Origin of the sequence: Paenalicyclobacillus macrosporangiidus (assembly GCF_900116805.1) — a bacterium.
GTDB lineage: Bacteria > Bacillota > Bacilli > Alicyclobacillales > Alicyclobacillaceae > Alicyclobacillus_H > Alicyclobacillus_H macrosporangiidus.
Genome location: NZ_FPBV01000018.1, coordinates 37,908 through 57,125 on the forward strand (window position 1 = coordinate 37,908; position 19,218 = coordinate 57,125).

A 19,218-nucleotide genomic window follows, 5' to 3' on the forward strand; every position below is an offset into this window, starting at 1 on the left:
AAACCGTCCTTATCATGCGTCAGGCCCAGACGGGTTATTCGGAGGGGCTGCGCGGGGGTTTCGCCACGTCTGTGCTGCGCAAGACACTTCGCGAAACGCCCGCGAACCTGACGGCGGGGGGTGAGGCACGGCGCGAAGCGGCTTGCGAGGCAGAAGCGGAGCGCCGCGACGCACCCCACGCAAAAACGGCCGGGGGTCTCCCCGGCCGGGGCCGCAGCTCAGTGATCGTCCGCCTAAGAACGGTCCGTTCCCTGTTGCGCCAAGGCACGTTCTGCAATTTCGATCGCGCGTTTCACCATGTTGCCGGCGTCGCGCGTGGTGATGCCGCCCCATCCCTCGCGCTGGACGGTGTCGTAAAACCCCAGCTCTTTCGCCAGCTCCATCTTCATCGCTTCCGACATGGTGCCTCCACGTCTCGCCATCGCAAACCGCCTCCTCGCGTTCTGCGGCCCATGTACAGGTTGCGCGCCCTGAGCACTGTCCACACAGGGGATGGTTGGCATACGTGTGCGGGCGTGTCGCTCCACTCCTCCGCTGACGCGAGCCATTCCGCGACACGCCCGCACGACTCATGCCACACCCTTCTTTGACGTTGGGTGCGTTGCGCGAAGCGTCTCGCTTTAGCGCAAGAAGCGGAGCAGTTCGTGCGTCAGCACGAACGCGCCCAACGGTAACCACGCCCGCACCATAAAAAACAGAAAGACGGCCGCAAGGCCGTCCAGAGATTCACTCTTCATGGAATTATGACTGTGTGTAGGTCACGCGGACCTGGTCTCCGTTGCGGTACACCATCAATTCGACGGATTCCGTCAAGACGTCCGCATAACTGTAGGACACCCGTTTAAAAGAACCGTCGGGCGGGTCCAATTTCACCACGAATACAGACGGGTATGTCTCTTCCAAAACCCCCGTCCGCTCAATGGTCTTTCGGCGGCCACCGTTGGCCCTCAATAACACCCTTTCGCCAATCAGGCCGTCCAGGCTGCGCTTGATCTCGTGGAGCGCATTCCGTGCCAACACACACCACCTCTTTCCACCCGGTATTGTACCACGCGGAAAGGTGAGGTGTCAATAAAGGTTTATAATTATAACAACGCATGTTTTTCGTTGTCAATGGGTATCCCTAACGGTTGGGCATCCGCCTGCCCGGCGAACATGCCGCGTCATAGGGCGCCCCGCGGTCTAATACAATGATTTCGGCAGCCCCAGACGGTATTTTCCGCGTGATTCGAGGCCGCCGATGCCGTCGGTTCCCGTGTAGGTGGACCGGACCACATCATAGACATTGACCGTCTCGTTGATCGGGGTGTAGGCGATCTTTTCCGCGATGAACACCGGATCGAGCGCATGGATCATGATGCGTTGCGGTGAACTCGCAAAATTCGCCCCCGCCTCCAGAATGGCTTCAAAGTGGGATTGGCAGGCGCCCGCAATCACGATGAGATCGTCCATGCTGCGCACGCAACGGCGGGCGCCCTCGACCGCCTTGACGAAATGGCATGAATTCCGGTAGTTGTACAGATCCGACCAGTCCTTGCCCTTTTTGATCACGCCGTCGTGACCGGTGATGATGAGGATGTCGGGGGCGTACTTCTCCAACAATCCGGCGATCACGTTCGGCATCTGCGACTCCGGCACATGTTGCCCAATCGCCCGGATCCCGAGTTCTCTGTACATGTGGAGACACTTCTGAAGGTATGTGCCATCTCCGTCCAAATGAAGAACCCGCCCGGGCCGCTCAAAAAAATCGGGATTCGATTCAAACCGGGCTTCTCTGCGGAGTGCGCGCTTTTCCCACTCCATCGCGCGCCGCGACTGGACGAGGCGGAGACACTCGCTCTCCACCCGGTTGCGGTTGGCCTCAAACCGCTTCATCTCCTCTTCGGAAACCGCATCCAGGTCGTCGAACGGCGCGTCAGCCATCAGACGGATGTCAAGCCCTTTCAAAATGGCGGTGGCCGACGGTTCATCCACCTCGACGATCACGAAACACAGGTCGTGTCCGTAGGACTTTCGGGTCACAATGTCACCGGGTTTCCACAAGGCGCGCCCCTCCTCGAGACATTCGTCGCTCCCATAGCATACGTCCCGCCGGAGAGGGGCGTGACGGGGACCGGGACGACCGCCCAGCCCGCGTGCCGGGAAGCTCAAGGGGGATAGAGATGGCCTTGCCATTGTGCGCCATTGTGCCGGTTCGAAACGAGGCCGACCGCATCGGCAACGCCCTGGCCCAGATGCACCGGGCGGGCGTCCGGAGAGCCATCCTGGTCGTCAACGGGAGCCGGGACGGGAGTGCAGACGCCGCGAAGACGGCGCTGAGACGGCTGCGCTGGGAAGCCCGGGTGATGGAATGGAAACCCGCCCTCGGCCCGGATGTCCCGCGCGCCATCGGCACCTACGCGGCGATGCGGACCTTTCCGGATACCGCTTGGTTTTTGCACGTGGACGGGGATTGGGGCGGTGGGTTTGGCCCGATGCTGCAGGAGTGGCTGGCTCGTGCCACGGGAAGCCGCGCCCACATGGTATTTGTCGGGCGGCCGGCGGCCGCACGGATGGCGGAACGGCGCACCCCGCCCGCCACACGGCCGGATCTGTGGCTGTGGCACCGGGTGCTGAGGGTCCGCTGGCCCCAGTGGACGGACGTGTCTCCCGCGGAGGGTCCGTGGTTGATCCACCGGCGCGCGTTTCTCGATCTCTCTCCGTTCTGGCTGCACCATCCCGGCCAGTGGTTCGCGCGTTGCGTGCTCGCGGCCGGTCCGGACCTGCGCCTGGCCGTCATGCGCGGTTGGGACGCCCGGCTCACCGGGAATCGCACGCGGGATCGCCAGCACGCCAAGCGGATGCAGGAGACGCTGTGGGGGGACGCGATGGAAGGCTGCTGCCTGCTGACGGGACGGCGGCCGACGCGCCGCTGGCAGGGGGTGTGGTGGGACGGGTACCACTCCCAGCGGCGCGTGGACATCCTCCGCCGCGTCAGTGCCTCATGGAACCCGGACGGGTCATGAACCCGTCAATGCTTGGTGTATCGGTCGGCGACCTTGGACGCGCCGAACGCATCGGGTTTGATGCGCGCGTCATATCCGTTCTGCGTGATCCACGCGACGATTTCCCGCACCCACTGCTTGGTGGGCCCCCGCTCCCCGACGTCGAGGTGCACCTCCAACCGGCAGTCCCCGCCCAGCTTGTTCAACTGTTCCGACAGCAAGCCGCCGACCTGGAGTGAGTACGACGCCTCCGTGAACATGCGCTGGCGCAAGGAATAGATGTGCTCCTGTTGCTCCCGATGGATGTAATAGCGGGCCCCCTTGCCGACATGGTGGATAATGACGGCGGTGACGAAGGTCACATGGCGCCGCCCCGGTTTGGGCTGGGAGTCGGTGCCCACCATCACCCGGAACTCGTCCTGGGGATATTGGGCCACCAGCGACCGAACATCCTCCGTGACCTCGTCCAGCGTCAGGGTGCCGCGGCTCGGGCTGTCAAACGTCCACATGGATCACAGCTCCTTTGCCAGAACCGCTTGCGTATCGCTTGGCTATCAGTATATACCGTCCGCCGCGTTTCCGCCTCCCCGGGCGCGCGGCGGACCGCCGGGATTCACCCATCCCCGCGGCCTGCGGGGACGACGGCGACGGCTTCCGCCAACCGGGCGAACTCCTCCAGGCTGAGCGTCTCCCCGCGCCGCCCCGGATCAATGCCCGCCTCCGCCAGCGCCGCGAGGCAGGCTTCCCGCTGCAGCGAGAGCTGCCCGGTCAGGGCGTTGAGGAGTGTCTTTCGGCGGGTGGCGAAGGCGGCTCGGATCACCCGGAAGAACAGCCGCTCGTCCCGGACTTCGACCGCCGGCCTGGGACGGCGGCGCAGCCGGACGACCGTGGACTCGACATTGGGGGGCGGCAGGAACGCCCCGGGACCGACCCGGCAGACCGGCTCCACGGTGGCCCGGTACTGGACGGCGAGGGTCAGCGCCCCGTACGCCTTGCCGCCAGGCTGGGCGGAGAGCCGGTCCGCCACCTCGCGCTGCACCATGATGACCATGGTGTCGAAGCGCACCCCCGATTCCAGGACGTGAAACAGGATGGGCGTGGTGACGTAGTACGGCAGGTTGGCGACCACGGCGACCCGGGCGCAGTCGTCGAAGCGGTGCCACACGTCCTGCAGGTCCAATTCGAGCACGTCGGCGAAGCGCACCTCGACGTTGTCCCACCCCGCCAGGGTGCGCGCCAACACCGCGCCAAGCCGCTCGTCCTTCTCCACGCACAACACGCGGTGGACGCGCGCGGCCAGCCGCTGCGTGACGACGCCCGCGCCCGGTCCGATCTCGAAGGCGCCGTCGGAGGCCCCCACCTCCGCCGCGTCGACGATCCGCTGCAGCACCCGTTCGTCAATCAAAAAATTCTGTCCCAGTTGTTTCTTGAACCGAAACCCGTGTTCGGCCAACAGCGCCTTCAACTCACCGGGCTTCGCCGCGTCCACGCGGGTCTCCATGCCCGTCCTCCTCCGACGCCAACGCCGCCAGGGCGGCATCCCACTCGGCGCGGGTGACGCCCAACGCGTTGAGCTTTTTCAGAAACGACCTGGCATTGGCGTAGCCGATGCCGAGCATCTCCCCGACCCGCCGGCGCCGCAACGCGGCCCGGGGGTGCTGGGCCAGCCCTGCGTCCGCCAGGTCCACGAGATGGAACACCGGTTCCGGCAACGCGCCGGCGCGTTCAGGGCGCGCCGCCAGCACCGCGTCGCGGATGGCAGCGGGATCGGCGTGCTCCACGCCGACGCGACCGCGCCCGAGGGCCTTCGAACGGGGCAGGTGCGCGTGTTTGCACCCCGGCACCGCCTCGGCGACCCTCCTGCGAATGCGCTCCCCGGGACCGTCCGGGTCGGTGAGGAGAATGACGCCGCGGTGCTGGCTGGCCCTGCGCAGCTCCGCCAGCGTCCGCCGGGCGACGCGATCGCCGCCGAGCACCCACACGTCGGCCTCGAGCGCCCGGTCCACCGCCTGTTTGTCGTGCCACCCCTCGACGACGACGATCTCGCGGATGCGCACCCGCTCCGCGGCGGCGGACGTGCCTTCGCCTCGCCGCGTCATTCCGGTACCCGCCTGAACAGGCGAAGGGCATTTTGCGTCGTGATGGCCGCCAGCTCCTCCAGCGGGAGGCCGCGGATCTCCGCCAGCTTCTCGGCGACGAGGCGCACGCGCTCCGGTTCGTTGCGCTTGCCGCGGAAGGGATGGGGCGACAGGTAAGGCGAGTCCGTCTCCACCACCAGCGCGTCCAGCGGCACCCCGGCCGCCGCCTGCCGAACGCCCTCCGCGTTCTTGAACGTCAGCGGGCCTCCGTACGAGATCAAAAAGCCGCAGCGCACACACCGCATCGCCGTCTCCAGGTCCCCTGTGAAACAGTGCATGACGCCGGTGACCCCGGCCGCGCCCGTCTCGAGGATGCGGACCACGTCCTCGGTGGCGTCCCGGTTGTGGACGACGACCGGCAGCCCCAATTCGCGCGCCAGGTCCATCTGCGCCTGGAACACCTGCTTCTGCACCTCGCGCGGCGCCACGTCCCAGTAATAGTCAAGCCCGATCTCGCCGATGGCCACGACCTTCGGATGCGCGGCCAACCGCCGAATGTCGTCGAGCATCTCCGGCCGGTATTCGGCCAACGACTCGGGATGCACGCCGACCGCCGCGTACACCCCGTCATACCGCTCGGCCAGGGCGATGGCCGCCCGGCTGGTCTCCACGTCGACCCCGGGGACGACGAAGTGGCGCACACCCGCCGTGCGGGCGCGCGCCACCACCTCATCCAGGTCGTCCTGGAACCGCTCGTCAAACAGATGGCAGTGGGTGTCGAACAGCATCACTTCACCACGGCTCCGTTGGGCATGAAGTCGGGCACCGTCACCAACTGCAGTTGATCCTCCGTCGAGGCGGCGAGGATCATCCCGGAGGACTCCACCCCGCGCAGTTTCACCGGCTTCAGGTTGACCACGACCACCACCTTCTTGCCGACCAACTCCTCCGGTTGGAAGTGTTTGGCGATGCCGGAGACAATCTGGCGTGTCTCCGCCCCCAGGTCCACCTCCAGGCGCAGCAATTTGTCGGCATTCGGAATCCGCTCGGCCGCTCGAATCTGGCCGACCCGCAGCTCCACCTGATCAAACACGTCAATTCCGATGGTGTCTTTCGTCTGAACCCCCGCCGGGGCTTGCGTCTCCACCGTTTGTCCCTCCTGCCCTGCGTTCTCCCGCCGGTCTTCGCCGGCCCCCGCATCCGCCCGGGGTTCGGTCTGTTCTTTCGCGGCCGGGGCCGGCCCGCGCGTCAAGCCGGCCAAGGCCTCCAGCTCCTGCTCGACGTCGAGGCGCGGGAACAACGGCGGCCGTTGCTCAACAGCGCTGCCTCCAATCTCGGCGCCGAACCGATGCGTGCTGTCCCACGTGCGGTGCTCCGGCGAGATCCCATATTGATCCAGAACCTGTGCGCCCGCGCGCGGAATGAACGGCTGCACCCACACGCTGACCAGCCGGATGGTCTCCGCCACCGTGTACATCACCGTGCGCAGCCGCTCCTCGTCGCCCTGTTTGTGCAGGGCCCACGGCGCCATGTCGTCGATGTACTTGTTGGCCGCCCGCACGAGCCGCCAGATGTCGGCCAGCGCCACGGAGAACTGCATTTCGTCCATGTGTTGCTCCACGTCGCGCACCGTCTGCTCAGCCAGCTCCGCGAGCTCCAGCTCCGCCTGGGTGCGCGGGCCGGGCTGGGGGATGCGGCCGCCGAGGAAGCGGTGCAGCATCGCCGCCGTGCGGTGCACGAGGTTGCCGAAGTCGTTGGCGAGATCGAAATTCAGCCGCTCCACCAGCGCCTCCGGCGTAAACACGCCGTCCTGCCCGAACGGGATCTCCCGCAGCAGGAAGTAGCGGATGGCGTCGCTGCCGTAGCGGTCGATGAGCAACTTCGGATCAATCACGTTGCCCTTCGACTTGCTCATCTTGCCGTCTTTCATGAGCAGGAACCCGTGGCCGTACACCTTCTTCGGCAGCGGCAGGCCGAGCGCCATCAGGATGATGGGCCAGTAGATGACATGGAAGCGGACAATCTCCTTGCCGACGAAGTGCACGTCGGCCGGCCAGTACTTCTCGAACTTCGCGCGCTGCGCCGGATCGTCCGAACCGTAGCCGATGGCGGTGATGTAGTTGGTCAGGGCGTCGAGCCACACGTAGACCACGTGCTTCGGATCGCGCCGCACCGGAATGCCCCAGTCGAACGACGTGCGCGACACGCACAGGTCCTTCAGACCGGGCTTGATGAAGTTGTTGATCATCTCGTTCTTGCGCGATTCCGGCTGGATGAAATCCGGGTGCTCCTCGTAGAACTGCAGCAGGCGGTCGACGTACTTGCTCATCCGGAAGAAGTAGCTCTCCTCCGAGACGAACTGCACCTCGCGGCCGCAGTCCGGGCACTTGCCGTCCACCAGCTCGCGCTCGGCCCAGAACGACTCGCACGGGGTGCAGTACCAGCCCTCGTAATCACTCAGGTAGATGTCCCCCTGATCAATCAGCCGCTCGAAGATCTCCTCGACCACCTTGGTGTGCCTCGGTTCGGTGGTGCGGATGAAATCGTCGTACGAGATGTCGAGCTTGTACCACAGGTCTTTGATCCACGCGATGATCTCGTCCAAGAACTGCATGACGGGCTTGCCCGCGTCCTGAGCGCGCAGCTGGATCTTCTGTCCGTGCTCGTCGGTGCCCGTCAGGTACATCACATCGTACCCGCGCAGGCGCTTGTACCGAGCCAGCGCGTCGGCCGCCACGGTGGTGTAGGAGTGGCCGATGTGCAGCTTGTCGTTCGGATAGTAGATCGGCGTCGTGATATAAAACGTCGGTTTCGCCATGACAGTCCCCCCTCAGCAGGCCCCAGCGAGTGCGTGTCCAAAAAGGCGCCGGATTCACTCCCTCGCCGGTTGCGTGGGCGTTTCACGAAGTGACTTGCGCAGCACAAACGGAGTAGTTCGTGCGTCAGCACGAACGCCCACGACAGTCCCTCCATCCGCAAGGCCCCGGCGAGTGCTGTAGGCGCCGCATTCACGCTCTCGCCCGTTGCGCGGGCATTTCACGAAGTGACTTGCGCAGCACAAACGGAGTGAAATGCCCGCGCAACGCCAAACGCCAAAAAACTCGCCCCTTTCGGGGCGAGCGCCGCCTGCACGTGTGATCCGCTGCCCGGAAACTTTGCTTCAATATAGCAACTCCGTCCGGGGGTGTCAACTCGCTACAGGATTTTGCTGAGAAACGCCTGCGTCCGTTCCTCCTTCGGATTCGCGAACAGTTCCTGCGGCTTGCCCTCCTCGACAATGACGCCGCCGTCCATGAACAGGACCCGGTCGCCCACCTCGCGGGCGAATCCCATTTCATGCGTCACGACGACCATCGTCATGCCCTCGCGCGCCAAATCCTTCATCACCTGCAGGACCTCGCCGACCATCTCCGGATCGAGCGCCGACGTGGGCTCGTCGAACAGCATCACCGACGGTTTCATCGCGAGCGCCCGCGCGATGGCGACGCGCTGCTGCTGGCCGCCCGACAGCTCGTCGGGGAAGCTGTGCGCCTTATCGCGCAACCCCACCTTGTCCAGCAGTTCGTACGCCAGTTGTTCGCTCTCCTCCCGGGAACGTTTGAGCACCTTGCGCGGCCCGATGGTGATGTTGTCGAGCACCGACAGGTGGTGGAACAGGTTGAACCGTTGGAACACCATGCCGACGTGCTGGCGCAGCTTGGTGATGTCCACCTTGGGATCGGTCAGCTCCACCCCGTCGATCACGATGCGGCCGCTGGTCACTGTCTCCAATCCGTTCAAACAGCGGAGAAACGTGCTCTTGCCGCTGCCGGAGGGGCCGATGACCACCACGACCTCCTGTGGATCCACATGGGTGGTGACACCCTTCAACACGTCCAGGCGGCCGAACGACTTGTGCAGATTCTCAACGCTTATCAATCTGCAACCTCCTCTCCAGGTACGCGGCCAGCCGCGTGATGAGGAAGATCACCACGAAGTACATCAGGGCGACAATCAGCCACATGGAGAACGCGTTGAAATAGACCGAGATGACCTCTTGCGCGGAGTAGACCAACTCCGTGATGGCAATGGGCGCCAACAGGGAGGTGTCTTTCACCGTCTGCGCAAACTGGTTGACAAGCGGCGGAATCATGCGCTTGAACGCCTGCGGAAGGATGATGTAGCGCATGGTCTGGTAGCGGGACATGCCGATGCTGGCCGCCGCCTCCCACTGCCCGCGGTCGACGCCGAGGATACCGGCGCGGATGATCTCGGTGATATACGCCCCTTCGTTGAGCGCGAGGCCGACGGCACCGGCCACCAGCGGATACGTCTGGGGGCCGAACCATTTGTTCAAGGGCAGCACGGCGGGCAGACCGAGCGCGATGAAAAACAGCTGCACCAACAGCGGCGTGCCTCGGAACAGCTCGACGTAGACGGTCGCGAGCCAACGCGCCGGCGCGAACCGGGCCAGTTTCATCAGCGCGGCGATGAGACCAATCACGGTACCCAAGAGAATGGCGATCACGGAAAACTCAACTGTGCTCAGGAAACCGGCCCAGATCTGCGGCCACTGCTCCCAGATGTGGCTCATTCCCTGCACCTCCTGCAGAAAGGTGGCGTAGCCGGAGCCCTGCTACGCCACCCCGTGTGGTCGTGTTGCTGTACGAAGCGTTGGCTCAGCTGTCGAGCGCGACATCGTCCGGCGCCTTCACGCCTTCGACCAAGCCCGACTTGTCGCCGCCGAGGTACTTGTCGAACAGCTTCTCATAGGTGCCGTCCTGCTGCAGCTTCTGCAGGCCATCATTGATTTTCTGCAGGAGCTCGGGCTTCTGCTTGGTGACCGCGATGCCGTAGTACTCGCCGGTGAGGAGGCCGCCGACGATCTCTACGTCGTCATGCTGGTTCTTGAAGTTGATGTTGACCGGGTTATCGAACACCACGGCGTCCGCGCCGCCCGACTCCAGCGCGCTGTAAGCCTGGTCGATGTTGTCGAACTGCTTGATGTTCGTGATCCCGTTTTTCTTCAGCAGGTCGACGGAAGAGGTGCCCTTCTTAGTGGCGACCACCTTGCTCTTCAGGTCGTCCAAGCCCTTGATGTTGGATCCTTTCTTCACCAAGATGGAAAGACCGGACTTGTAGTAGGCGTTCGAGAAGTTGACCTTCTCCAGGCGGCTCTTCTTGATGGTGAACCCGGCCACCGCCACGTCCACCTGGTCCGTCTGCAGAGCGGGGATCAAGCCTTCGAACGGCATCGTCTTGATCTGCTCAATCTTCAGGTTCTCCACCTGAGCGATATCCTGGACCAGCTCGATGTCAAACCCCTGCACCTGGCCGCCCTGCATGGACTCGAACGGAGGGAAGGTGGTGTCCGCGCCCACGAGAATCGTCTCCTGTTGCGAACCTTGACCCGCCGTCGCGTTCTGGGTGCCGTTGTCCGCCGAGTTCGCCGCGTTTCCGCCGCCCGCACCGCATCCGGCGAGCGTCGCGCCGGCCAACAACAGCGCCGCCAACATCGTCCCCTTCTTCACGTGTAACCCCCCAATCATCCCTGAATTGACAACCGAATCCGCTTTCACAGTTTATATAAAACCACTCACGAACACAACAGGATACCGTAACCAGCCCGGTCAAATGCGTCCGACTCGTGCGCGGGACGCGGAAAAGAGAATTTTGCCCAAATCACAACAAACTCAACCATGCCTCTTGCAAAAACCGCCTGATCGTGTATAGTTAGATAAAATTCAAGTTTTTGCATGCGATGATAGCGACTCCCTATCATGCCAGCATGCAAAGCCCGCCTTCGCGCGGGAACAACAAAGAAAAAAAACATCCATTTTTATCGCGGGGGTGCTGTGCAGTGAAATCTACAGGGATTGTGCGCAAGGTGGACGAGCTGGGACGCGTTGTGATTCCCATCGAACTGCGCCGGACGTTGGGTATTGGCGAGAAGGACGCGTTGGAGATCTACGTGGACGGCGACCGGATCATCCTCAAGAAGTATGAGCCGGCGTGCATCTTCTGCGGCAATGCCGACGAGATCATCCATTTCAAGGGGAAGAACATCTGTCCCGCCTGTATCGCCGAGATGAAGTCCTGACGACAGCCGTGCGCGGCTGACCGCGCCAGGGGCAAGGGGAATTCGAGTTCAACAACGAGATTCGACAACGCGGGCTGGTCCGTCACGGACCAGCCCTTGTGCATCCGCCTTCAAGGGTCGCATGATACAGCTCTTTCCGCCGGACGCCCGTCTGCCGGGAAACGGCCCGGACCGCGTCGGCATGCGACATCCCCTCCGCCATCGCCTGCCGGACGAGGGCGATGGCGTTCTCCAGCGGATCGGCCGGCGCTGCCCCGTCCGGCCCGAGGCCGCCCGCGACCGCAGACGAACCGGCCTCTGCCGATGCGCCGGCGGAAGACGCCGTCGCGCCGCTCGCCCGAACGGTGTCCAGCAAGGGGGAGCGCCACCCCGAGCCGGTCCGCGCAGGCTCGAGGACCAGCACGTACTCGCCGAGCGGCGGTTCCTCCTCCAGATGCCGGGCGAGCTCTCCCGGCATGCCCGTGAGAAACGACTCGTGGCGCTTCGTCAGCTCCTTCGCCAGGACCACCCGGCGCTCCGGCCACAATTCGTCCAACAGGCGAAGCGTCTTCACCAACCGGTGGGGCGCTTCGTACAGCACCAGGGCCCCCGGCGTGCCGGCGTAGGGACTCAGCACGTCGAGCGCCTGGGTGCGTCCGCGCGGCAAAAAGCCGAGGAACGTGAACGGCTGCACCGGGAATCCGCTCCCCGTCAGCGCAGCCAGAACCGCGCTGGCCCCCGGCACCGGGATGACCGGCACGCCGTGCTCGATGGCCAGCGCGACGGCGTCGTCCCCTGGGTCGGAGACGCCCGGGGTCCCGGCATCCGTGACGAGCGCCACCGTCTTGCCCTCTTGCCACCAGCGGATCAGGTCGTCCGCCCGCCGGCGCCGGTTGTGTTCATGATAGCTGACCAACCGGCGAGGGTGGATGTCGTAGTGCGACAACAGCTTGCGGGTGTGACGGGTGTCCTCCGCCGCAATCACGTCGGCGGACCGCAGCGTCTCCACCAGGCGGAAACTGGCGTCCGCCAGGTTGCCGATGGGCGTGCTGCACACGTACAACCTGGGTCCCTCCCCGGTAAAGCTCCTTCGGATCTGCACGCCATCCCCTCCTTCCGCCCGCAGGTACGCAAGGTGCGCAAAAGCCCGCCCCCGGCTGCGGGACGGGCCCCTGGGTCCTCATTTCTCCAGAATCGACATGCAGAACAGACACTCGCCTTCGGTTCGAAGGCTGCCGTACTTCACATTGCAGATGTGAAAGCCTTCCTGGTAGATGCGCAGCAGATTGTCATACCCTTCCTCCGGAGAATTCCCCGCTTCACGCAAGCGGGCGTTCTCCTGGGACAGGCGCTGATTTTCCTCTATCAGTTCGAGGATCTTCTGGCGCAGGACACCCAGTTCCTCATAGAGTTCCCCGATTCGCTCTTCCAGGTTCGCCACCTGCACGAACAGCGAGTGTTTGTCCATACGCGTTCTCCCGGTCCACCGCCCGGGGCCGCCTCAGTGCGATGAGGCGACCCCCTGGTCCTGGTAGGTGTCGTTCTCGAACTTCAGGCAGCACATCAACCTTCCGCACAGACCGGAGATTTTCGTCGGATTGAGGGACAGGCTCTGATCCTTGGCCATGCGGATGGACACCGGATCGAACTCGCCCATCCACGTGCTGCAGCACAACAGGCGGCCGCAGGGCCCGATTCCGCCGAGGATCTTGGCCTCGTCCCGGACGCCGATCTGGCGCAACTCAATGCGGACCCGGAACACCGAGGCAAGGTCCCGGACCAACTCCCGAAAATCCACCCGCCCCTCGGCGGTGAAGTAGAAGATCAGCTTGTTGCGGTCGAACGTATACTCGGCGTCGACCAGTTTCATCTCCAGCTGGTGGGACGCCACCTTGTCGCGGAACACCTGCATCGCGGCTTTGGCGCGGCGGCGGTTCTCGGCGACGGTCTCGGCATCCTTGGTGTCCGCGACGCGGATGACCTGCTTCAGCGGCAGCACCACGTCCTCCTCCGCCACGGACTTGTTGCCCACCACCACCTCACCGTACTCAATGCCCCGCGCTGTCTCCACGATGACATGATCCCCGCGCCGGAGGGTCAGAGGACCCGGATCAAAGTAATATATCTTGCCCGCCGTCTTAAAGCGGACGCCGATGACCGTATACACTGGCAAAAACCTCCTGGAGTCGAACACACATGCGCTCCGCGTTGAGCGTAGCGGCGACGTGCGAGCGTGTCCGCACTCTCGTCTCCAGCACCACCGCGACGGCCTTGGCCAGTTCGGCCACGTTTGTCATGCTCGACTGCTCTTTCAACTGCGCACGGTATTCGCCGAACCGAATGTGCCGGCTGTCCCCCGCGCTCGTGTGCATCAGGTCTCGCAGCCACATCGCCAGGACATACAACACGTCGGAGAATTCCGCATCCTCCGCCGCCCGAACAAGCCGGTCGGCCAGGATGACGGCCGGCTCGGCGCCCTTCAACAGGATCTCCGTCCATTGTATCACCGGCTCAATCAGGCTGGCAAACCAGGGATCTCCCTCCGGCTCCGCGCCCCTCTCCTCCGGCATGGCATCGTCCCAAGGGGCCGAACCGGCCTGCGGCAGGGGGAAAAGGAAACAGCGGGATCGAACGGTGGGCAGCACCCGCCGGACGCTCCCTGCGGTCAGCAGGGCGATCACGGAGGGCCACGGTTCCTCCAGCGTCTTCAGCAGCCGGTTCGCCGCCACCGGCGTCATCTCGTCCACGCCGTGCACGACGTAGACCACGCGCCCGCCCGCGTGGGCGCGCAGTTTCAGCCGCTCCTGCAATGCCTCCACCTGGCCGGTTTTGACCGCGGTGCCCTCGCGATCGAGCACATACAAATCAGGATGGTTGCCCGACTCGAATTGGGCGCATGCGGCGCACCGGCCGCAGGGGGCGGGCTCCCCGGTGCACAGGAGCAATTGAGACAGAAAATTCACAAATCTACGGTTCTGACTCGCTTCCCCCACGAACAGCATGGCGTGCGGCACCCGTCCCGACGCGATGTCCTCCCGCAGCCGGCCCAGCAGGTCGGTCTGAATCGGCCACTCAGACAATGGGGCAACCCGGCGTGTGGCGCCCGCTTCAGAAGTGTTCAAAGCGCTCCACATCCAACACAAACACGGTGGCCCCGCCGACCTGCACGCTGACCGGGTACGGGATGAACGACTCCATCTGATTGCCCATCGGCGCCATCGGCGTCACGACCTGCTCGCGCGACCGGCAACTCTGGCGGATGATGTCCAACACCTCTTCCAGCCGGTCCTCTTCGGTGCCGATCATGAACGTGGTGTTGCCTGCGTGCAAAAACCCGCCGGTGCTCGCCAATTTGGTGGCGCGCACCCCGGCCTTGACGAGATTCTGGGCAAGGCGCGGGCTGTCCTTGTCCTGGACGACCGCCATGACCATCTTCATCCCACACACCACCTTTTTCCGCGCATGGGTTGACCATTCGCGATTACAGTCTCTTCTCCACGCGGGACCAGATCTCCTGCTCCAGGGCCTGCGCGTCCAGGGTGCCGTCCAGGACCACGACGCGCTCCGGTTCCGCCGTCGCGATGCGCAAAAACGCGTCCCTGACACGACTAAAGTATTCATCTCCGCGCTGTTCGATGCGATCCGCCTGTCCGCGTCCCGTCCGCACGCGCCCGCGGCTGACCGCCACCGGCACGTCGAGCAGAAACGTCAGGTCCGGCGTCAGCCCGCCTGTGGCGAACCGGTTAACGGCAGCCACCGCGTCCATCCCGAGGCCGAGCCCTTCGCCCTGGTACGCCAGACTGGCATCGACGTACCGGTCGCAGAGCACCACGTCCCCCCGCGCCAGCGCCGGCCCCACCCGTTCCCACAGCAGCTGCGCCCGCGAGGCCGCGTACAGCAGGGCCTCGGTGCGCGGGGCAATGTCCCGCCGGGCGGGATCGAGCAGAAGCGCCCGCAGCGAATCCCCGAGCGGCGTCCCCCCCGGTTCCCGGGTGCACACCACCCGCCGGCCGGACCCTTCCAAACGGGCGCGCAAGCGTTCAATCTGCGTGCTCTTCCCGGCGCCATCCAATCCTTCAAACGTGATGAACACCTGCGGCCCCTCCTTCCTGCATCACGGGGATCCTCCCCGCCGCGTCCACGCCGTGCACCTCGTACCCCGTCTCCAGCAGCTCCGACAGGGCGGCACACAGCCCTTCGTCGAGCGTTTGCCCCGGCAGGACCACGGGCACCCCCGGCGGATACGGGGTGATGAGCCCCGCCGCCACACGTCCCGCGGCCGAACCCGCGGGCACCCACGTCCGGGGCGCGAGAAACACCTCGCGCGGCGCGGCGGCCACCGGAGCGGCGCTGTGCGCCGTCAGCCGGACCAGCGGCGATGCCAGGCCGGCGGCCGAACCCGCAGCCGGCCCTCCGGCAACCGGCGGCGCCACCCCGGTGAGTGCGTCGAGGTACCGGCCGACCCCTGTGGGTTCGGCCGCCAATCCGAACACGCTGAGCACCCCCAGCGGATCGGCGTATTCCACCCAGATGCCCGCCTCCTGCAACGCGGATTGCACGCGGCGGCTCGCCGCCATGCCGCCGGTCGGCAGGAAGTGGCGCAGCGGATCGTCCAGGCGATGATGCGGATACGCCTGCCACACGGCATCCATCGCCGCCACCGCGCGGGCGGCCGCGTCCGCCCCCTCGGTGCGCAACCACAGCTGGGCCGCGTCCAGGGAAGCCAGCAGCAGATACGACGGGCTCGTGGTCTGCAGCATGGAGAGCGCCTCCACCACGGCCGCGCGGTCCACCCGCCCGCCCTGGCCGAGCACCCAAGCCGTCTGCGTCAACCCGGGCAACATCTTGTGCACGCTCTGCACCACCACATCCGCACCTTCTTGGATGCTGTGCGGCGGCAGTTCCGGCACCAGCCCGAAGTGCGCCCCGTGCGCCTCGTCCACAATCAGCGGCACCCCGTGTCGGTGCGCCACCTCCGCCAGCTCACGCACCGGGGCGCGCACCCCCGCGTAGGTGGGCGACGTGACGTACACCGCCCGGATCCCCCGCGCGTCCGCCAACATCCGCGCCACCTCGGCCGGAGCCGGCGGGCGAACCACCTGACGTTCGGCGTCCCACGTGCCCGGGATCAACACCGGTTCGGCCCCTGCGACGACGAGACCCCGCCACGCGCTCTCGTGGAAGGGGCCCGCGAACACCACCTTGCCGCCCGGTGCCGCGGCGAGCAAGGCGGCCATCACCCCGGCGGTCGATCCGTTGACGCTGAACAGACACCACTCCGCCCCGTAGTGCGCCGCCGCCAAGGCCTCGGAGCGCAAGATGCACCCCTCGGCGCGGTGGAGGTTGTCCAAACCGGGCAGTTCCGTCAAATCGATCTTCGCCGCTGCCCCCAGCCACGAAGACAGCACCCCGGGCAAAAGCCGGCCCTGTTTGTGGCCCGGGACGAACAGCGGCAGCCGGATGCGGCCTGCCGTCCGGACCAGCGCCGCCAAAATCGGCGCTTCCGCCTCGTCCCACCCGGGCTTCCCGTCCGTGTCAACGGTTCCGGTCAATCGTCACCCTCCCGTCCACGGCATTGACTGCCCCCTATGATACAATGTTGGACATCAAGCTGCTAGGAAGTCTGAGGAGGAATCAGGGTGGCCATCCAACAGACAAACGGGCTCAGTCTCATCCTGCGCCTGAAGATCAGCACGGACGCCGCGTTCAGCCAGGTTGCGACGGCCATCGGGGAAGCCGGCGGGGACATCATTGCCGTCGACGTGATCCACGTCGAGAAAGACTACGTCATCCGCGACGTGACCGTGAACGTGCACAACGATGCCCACCGCGAGCGCGTCGTCGAGTCACTCGCCCAGCGCCCCGGAATCGAAGTGATCAACGTCTCCGACCGCACGTTCTTGGTCCACTTGGGCGGTAAGATTGAGGTCCAGGCCAAGACCCCGGTCAAGAACCGCGATGACCTCTCCCGCGTGTACACCCCGGGAGTGGCCCGCGTTTGCCAAGCCATCCACGAAGACCCTTCGAAAGCATTTCAGCTGACCATCAAGCGCAACACGGTCGCCGTCGTCACCGACGGGACGGCCGTCTTGGGGTTGGGTGACATCGGGCCGGAGGCGGCCCTGCCGGTGATGGAAGGCAAGGCCATGCTGTTCAAGCAGTTCGCCGGCGTCGACGCCTTTCCCATCTGCCTGAACACCAAGGACACCGACGAAATCGTCGCCATCGTCAAAGCCATCGCGCCCGGCTTCGGCGGCATCAACCTGGAGGACATCTCGTCCCCGCGCTGCTTCGAAATTGAACAACGGTTGCGCGAAGAGCTCGACATCCCCGTGTTCCACGATGACCAACACGGCACCGCGGTGGTGATCCTGGCGGGCCTGCTCAACGCCGTCAAACTGGTCGGCAAACGGTTGCCCGACCTGCGGGTGGTCGTGTGCGGCATCGGGGCGGCCGGCGTCGCCTGCACGAAAATCCTGCTGTCGGCGGGAGTCAAGAACGTCATTGGCGTCGATCGCGCCGGCATCATCGAACGGGATCGCGCCTATGAGAATCCCATCTGGAACTGGTATGCACGCCACACCAATCCGGAGGGCCGCCGGGGCGATTTGATGGCCGCCATCACCGGGGCGGACGTGTTCATCGGCGTGTCCGGACCGGGTGTGCTCAAACCGGAGCACCTCCAGGCGATGGCGCGCGATCCGATTGTGTTCGCGATGGCCAATCCGATTCCCGAGATCCTGCCGGAGGAAGCCGAACCCTACGTGCGCATCCTGGCCACGGGGCGTTCCGACTACCCGAACCAGATCAACAACGTCCTCTGCTTCCCGGGTATCTTCCGCGGGGCGCTGCGCGTGCGTGCGCGGGAGATCAACGAGGAGATGAAACTGGCCGCGGCGGAAGCGATTGCGGCCTGTGTACCGGAGCATCAGTTGAACGAACAGTACATCATTCCGTCCGTGTTTAACGAAGCGGTCGTCAAGGCCGTCAGCCGGGCGGTCGCCGAGGCCGCGGTCCGCACCGGCGTCGCGCGGCGCGAACACGCGGTGCCCTCGTACTGAAGCCCAGGCATCCGGCGCCGGCACAGGCCGGCGCCTCCGCTCTCGGCGGCCTGCCGCGGGCTGCGGACCGCCCCCACGGTGCCACGGTGTCCAGCACGACGGCCCGTACCCGGCCGGGCTCAGGAGCGGTCACGGACACACCCGCCACCAAATGCGCTTCATGCAATCCACGTAATGTTTGTAACGGACGTCAGAGACGTCCGTGGAGACGATGGCCCGCTCGCAGTCCGTGCAGATGAACTGTCCGCACACCGTGATGCCGTCCGCCTTCTCCTGCTGACACACGATGCACTGTGGTGCCTGCTTTCCGTCCAATCCTATCACCCGTCCCATCCGCAGCCCCGGTCGTAGCGTCGGCCGCCAAGCCGCGCGTCGTCCGGTGCCTCCAACAGCCAGTATGGCTTGCCCCGCTCGCAATCATACCTACCAAATTTGGTGCATCCCGATGGCAATCATCACCAACCCAGCGACACACGTGGCCCAGTTCCCCAGCCGCTTGGCGATGTAGCGCCGTCCCACGTACGCCGCGGCGCCCAGCAGCACAAAGCTCGTGACCGCCACCGCGGCGGCCGTCCAGACGATGCCGATGTGCACGACACCGGCGTCGAAGCCGCCCGCCAGCGCATTGAGAGCCGCTGCCACGCCGAGGATCACCGCCTCACCCAGGTTGAGGGTGTGCGAATGGTCGAAGTCGGCAGCGGCGGGATCGCGCAGGATCCGCTTGACCACGTTCCCCTCTCCCGGCTGCATCTCGCGGCGGCCGTGCAGGGGCTCGGTGAGGACCCACAGGCCGACCAGCCACATCACCGCCGCTCCGGTCCAGGCCGCGAGATGGGGCGGGACGTAGCGCGTGATGGCCGCGCCCATCCAGCCCGCCACCAACGTCGCCACCCCCGAGATGAGGGCGATGATGGCGTTGGCCCACCACGAGATGTGGATGTTGCGGATTCCGTAGACGATGCCAAAGCTCGCATTGTCGAGGTTGGCCGCCAGCGCAATGGCGCAGATGGTCAGAACGGTCGAACCCATCCGGCTCC

General features: G+C 65.2%; 22 protein-coding genes and 1 pseudogene. 3 read left to right on the forward strand and 20 right to left on the reverse strand.

Annotated elements, in window-relative coordinates; translation table 11 throughout:
* Positions 1-233 precede the first annotated feature (233 nt).
* The 3 genes from BM357_RS14035 to yabG all read right to left on the reverse strand — a co-directional run bounded on the left by BM357_RS14035 (position 234) and on the right by yabG (position 2,043).
* On the reverse strand, positions 234-422 hold the full coding sequence (locus BM357_RS14035; protein ID WP_074954752.1) for a small, acid-soluble spore protein, alpha/beta type: 189 nt from the start codon (positions 420-422) through the stop codon (positions 234-236).
* A 319-nt stretch (positions 423-741) separates the two neighbouring features.
* Entirely contained in the window at positions 742-1,017 is a 276-nt protein-coding gene (gene veg, locus BM357_RS14040) for a biofilm formation stimulator Veg (protein WP_029421950.1), read from the reverse strand.
* A 165-nt stretch (positions 1,018-1,182) separates the two neighbouring features.
* Positions 1,183-2,043: a sporulation peptidase YabG gene (gene yabG, locus BM357_RS14045; RefSeq protein ID WP_074954755.1), complete on the reverse strand. Its 861-nt coding sequence runs from the start codon at positions 2,041-2,043 to the stop codon at positions 1,183-1,185.
* A 119-nt stretch (positions 2,044-2,162) separates the two neighbouring features.
* Here yabG and BM357_RS14050 point away from each other — a divergent pair, with 119 nt between their 5' ends.
* Positions 2,163-3,005 carry a glycosyltransferase family 2 protein gene (locus BM357_RS14050; RefSeq protein WP_074954758.1) on the forward strand — a complete coding sequence of 281 codons (843 nt, stop codon included), beginning with the start codon at positions 2,163-2,165 and terminating at the stop codon, positions 3,003-3,005.
* A 5-nt stretch (positions 3,006-3,010) separates the two neighbouring features.
* Here BM357_RS14050 and BM357_RS14055 read toward each other — a convergent pair whose 3' ends face one another.
* The 8 genes from BM357_RS14055 to BM357_RS14090 all read right to left on the reverse strand — a co-directional run bounded on the left by BM357_RS14055 (position 3,011) and on the right by BM357_RS14090 (position 10,572).
* Positions 3,011-3,493 (reverse strand): ribonuclease H-like YkuK family protein, encoded by a 483-nt coding sequence (locus tag BM357_RS14055; protein WP_074954761.1) that lies wholly within the window; start codon positions 3,491-3,493, stop codon positions 3,011-3,013.
* A 104-nt stretch (positions 3,494-3,597) separates the two neighbouring features.
* The gene (rsmA, locus tag BM357_RS14060; RefSeq protein WP_074954764.1) at positions 3,598-4,485 is read right to left on the reverse strand and encodes a 16S rRNA (adenine(1518)-N(6)/adenine(1519)-N(6))-dimethyltransferase RsmA; all 888 of its coding nucleotides are present in this window, start codon (positions 4,483-4,485) and stop codon (positions 3,598-3,600) included.
* Positions 4,451-5,083 (reverse strand): ribonuclease M5, encoded by a 633-nt coding sequence (locus tag BM357_RS14065; protein WP_074954767.1) that lies wholly within the window; start codon positions 5,081-5,083, stop codon positions 4,451-4,453. Before BM357_RS14065 ends, rsmA begins: the two co-directional genes overlap by 35 nt.
* Entirely contained in the window at positions 5,080-5,850 is a 771-nt protein-coding gene (locus tag BM357_RS14070; RefSeq protein WP_074954853.1) for a TatD family hydrolase, read from the reverse strand. The genes BM357_RS14065 and BM357_RS14070 overlap by 4 nt, the downstream gene beginning before the upstream one ends.
* Entirely contained in the window at positions 5,850-7,880 is a 2,031-nt protein-coding gene (gene metG / locus BM357_RS14075; protein WP_074954770.1) for a methionine--tRNA ligase, read from the reverse strand. Before metG ends, BM357_RS14070 begins: the two co-directional genes overlap by 1 nt.
* A gap of 377 nt (positions 7,881-8,257) precedes the next feature.
* The gene (locus tag BM357_RS14080) at positions 8,258-8,980 is read right to left on the reverse strand and encodes an amino acid ABC transporter ATP-binding protein (RefSeq protein WP_074954773.1); all 723 of its coding nucleotides are present in this window, start codon (positions 8,978-8,980) and stop codon (positions 8,258-8,260) included.
* Positions 8,967-9,635 carry an amino acid ABC transporter permease gene (locus BM357_RS14085; RefSeq protein ID WP_029421959.1) on the reverse strand — a complete coding sequence of 223 codons (669 nt, stop codon included), beginning with the start codon at positions 9,633-9,635 and terminating at the stop codon, positions 8,967-8,969. The genes BM357_RS14080 and BM357_RS14085 overlap by 14 nt, the downstream gene beginning before the upstream one ends.
* Positions 9,636-9,720: 85 nt before the next feature.
* A complete protein-coding gene (locus tag BM357_RS14090) occupies positions 9,721-10,572 on the reverse strand; it encodes a basic amino acid ABC transporter substrate-binding protein (protein WP_175511545.1) in 852 nt (283 codons plus the stop codon).
* A 329-nt stretch (positions 10,573-10,901) separates the two neighbouring features.
* Here BM357_RS14090 and BM357_RS14095 point away from each other — a divergent pair, with 329 nt between their 5' ends.
* Positions 10,902-11,141 carry an AbrB/MazE/SpoVT family DNA-binding domain-containing protein gene (locus BM357_RS14095; RefSeq protein WP_029421961.1) on the forward strand — a complete coding sequence of 80 codons (240 nt, stop codon included), beginning with the start codon at positions 10,902-10,904 and terminating at the stop codon, positions 11,139-11,141.
* Positions 11,142-11,223: 82 nt separating this feature from the next.
* Here BM357_RS14095 and rsmI read toward each other — a convergent pair whose 3' ends face one another.
* From rsmI to BM357_RS14130, 7 genes and pseudogenes are all read right to left on the reverse strand, one after another.
* Positions 11,224-12,222, reverse strand: coding sequence for a 16S rRNA (cytidine(1402)-2'-O)-methyltransferase (gene rsmI / locus BM357_RS14100; RefSeq protein ID WP_245784004.1), 999 nt, complete (start codon positions 12,220-12,222; stop codon positions 11,224-11,226).
* A 78-nt stretch (positions 12,223-12,300) separates the two neighbouring features.
* The gene (locus BM357_RS14105; protein WP_074954779.1) at positions 12,301-12,588 is read right to left on the reverse strand and encodes an initiation-control protein YabA; all 288 of its coding nucleotides are present in this window, start codon (positions 12,586-12,588) and stop codon (positions 12,301-12,303) included.
* A gap of 60 nt (positions 12,589-12,648) precedes the next feature.
* Positions 12,649-13,287, reverse strand: a pseudogene (locus BM357_RS14110) (PSP1 domain-containing protein); the annotation flags it as partial.
* The gene (locus BM357_RS14115; RefSeq protein WP_175511546.1) at positions 13,259-14,242 is read right to left on the reverse strand and encodes a hypothetical protein; all 984 of its coding nucleotides are present in this window, start codon (positions 14,240-14,242) and stop codon (positions 13,259-13,261) included. The gene BM357_RS14115 and the pseudogene BM357_RS14110, both read right to left, overlap by 29 nt.
* A complete protein-coding gene (locus BM357_RS14120; protein WP_029421966.1) occupies positions 14,229-14,558 on the reverse strand; it encodes a cyclic-di-AMP receptor in 330 nt (109 codons plus the stop codon). Before BM357_RS14120 ends, BM357_RS14115 begins: the two co-directional genes overlap by 14 nt.
* Positions 14,559-14,601: 43 nt before the next feature.
* Entirely contained in the window at positions 14,602-15,213 is a 612-nt protein-coding gene (tmk, locus tag BM357_RS14125; protein WP_074954788.1) for a dTMP kinase, read from the reverse strand.
* Complete coding sequence (locus tag BM357_RS14130) at positions 15,197-16,672, reverse strand: aminotransferase class I/II-fold pyridoxal phosphate-dependent enzyme (RefSeq protein WP_074954791.1); 1,476 nt, start codon at positions 16,670-16,672, stop codon at positions 15,197-15,199. Before BM357_RS14130 ends, tmk begins: the two co-directional genes overlap by 17 nt.
* A gap of 87 nt (positions 16,673-16,759) precedes the next feature.
* Between BM357_RS14130 and BM357_RS14135 the strand changes: the two genes are divergently transcribed.
* Complete coding sequence (locus BM357_RS14135; protein WP_083430543.1) at positions 16,760-18,181, forward strand: NAD-dependent malic enzyme; 1,422 nt, start codon at positions 16,760-16,762, stop codon at positions 18,179-18,181.
* Between the two features lie 129 nt (positions 18,182-18,310).
* Here BM357_RS14135 and BM357_RS14140 read toward each other — a convergent pair whose 3' ends face one another.
* Positions 18,311-18,505 (reverse strand): sigma factor G inhibitor Gin, encoded by a 195-nt coding sequence (locus BM357_RS14140; protein WP_245784005.1) that lies wholly within the window; start codon positions 18,503-18,505, stop codon positions 18,311-18,313.
* Positions 18,506-18,604: 99 nt separating this feature from the next.
* Positions 18,605-19,210 carry a manganese efflux pump gene (locus tag BM357_RS14145; RefSeq protein WP_074954797.1) on the reverse strand — a complete coding sequence of 202 codons (606 nt, stop codon included), beginning with the start codon at positions 19,208-19,210 and terminating at the stop codon, positions 18,605-18,607.
* Positions 19,211-19,218: the final 8 nt, after the last annotated feature.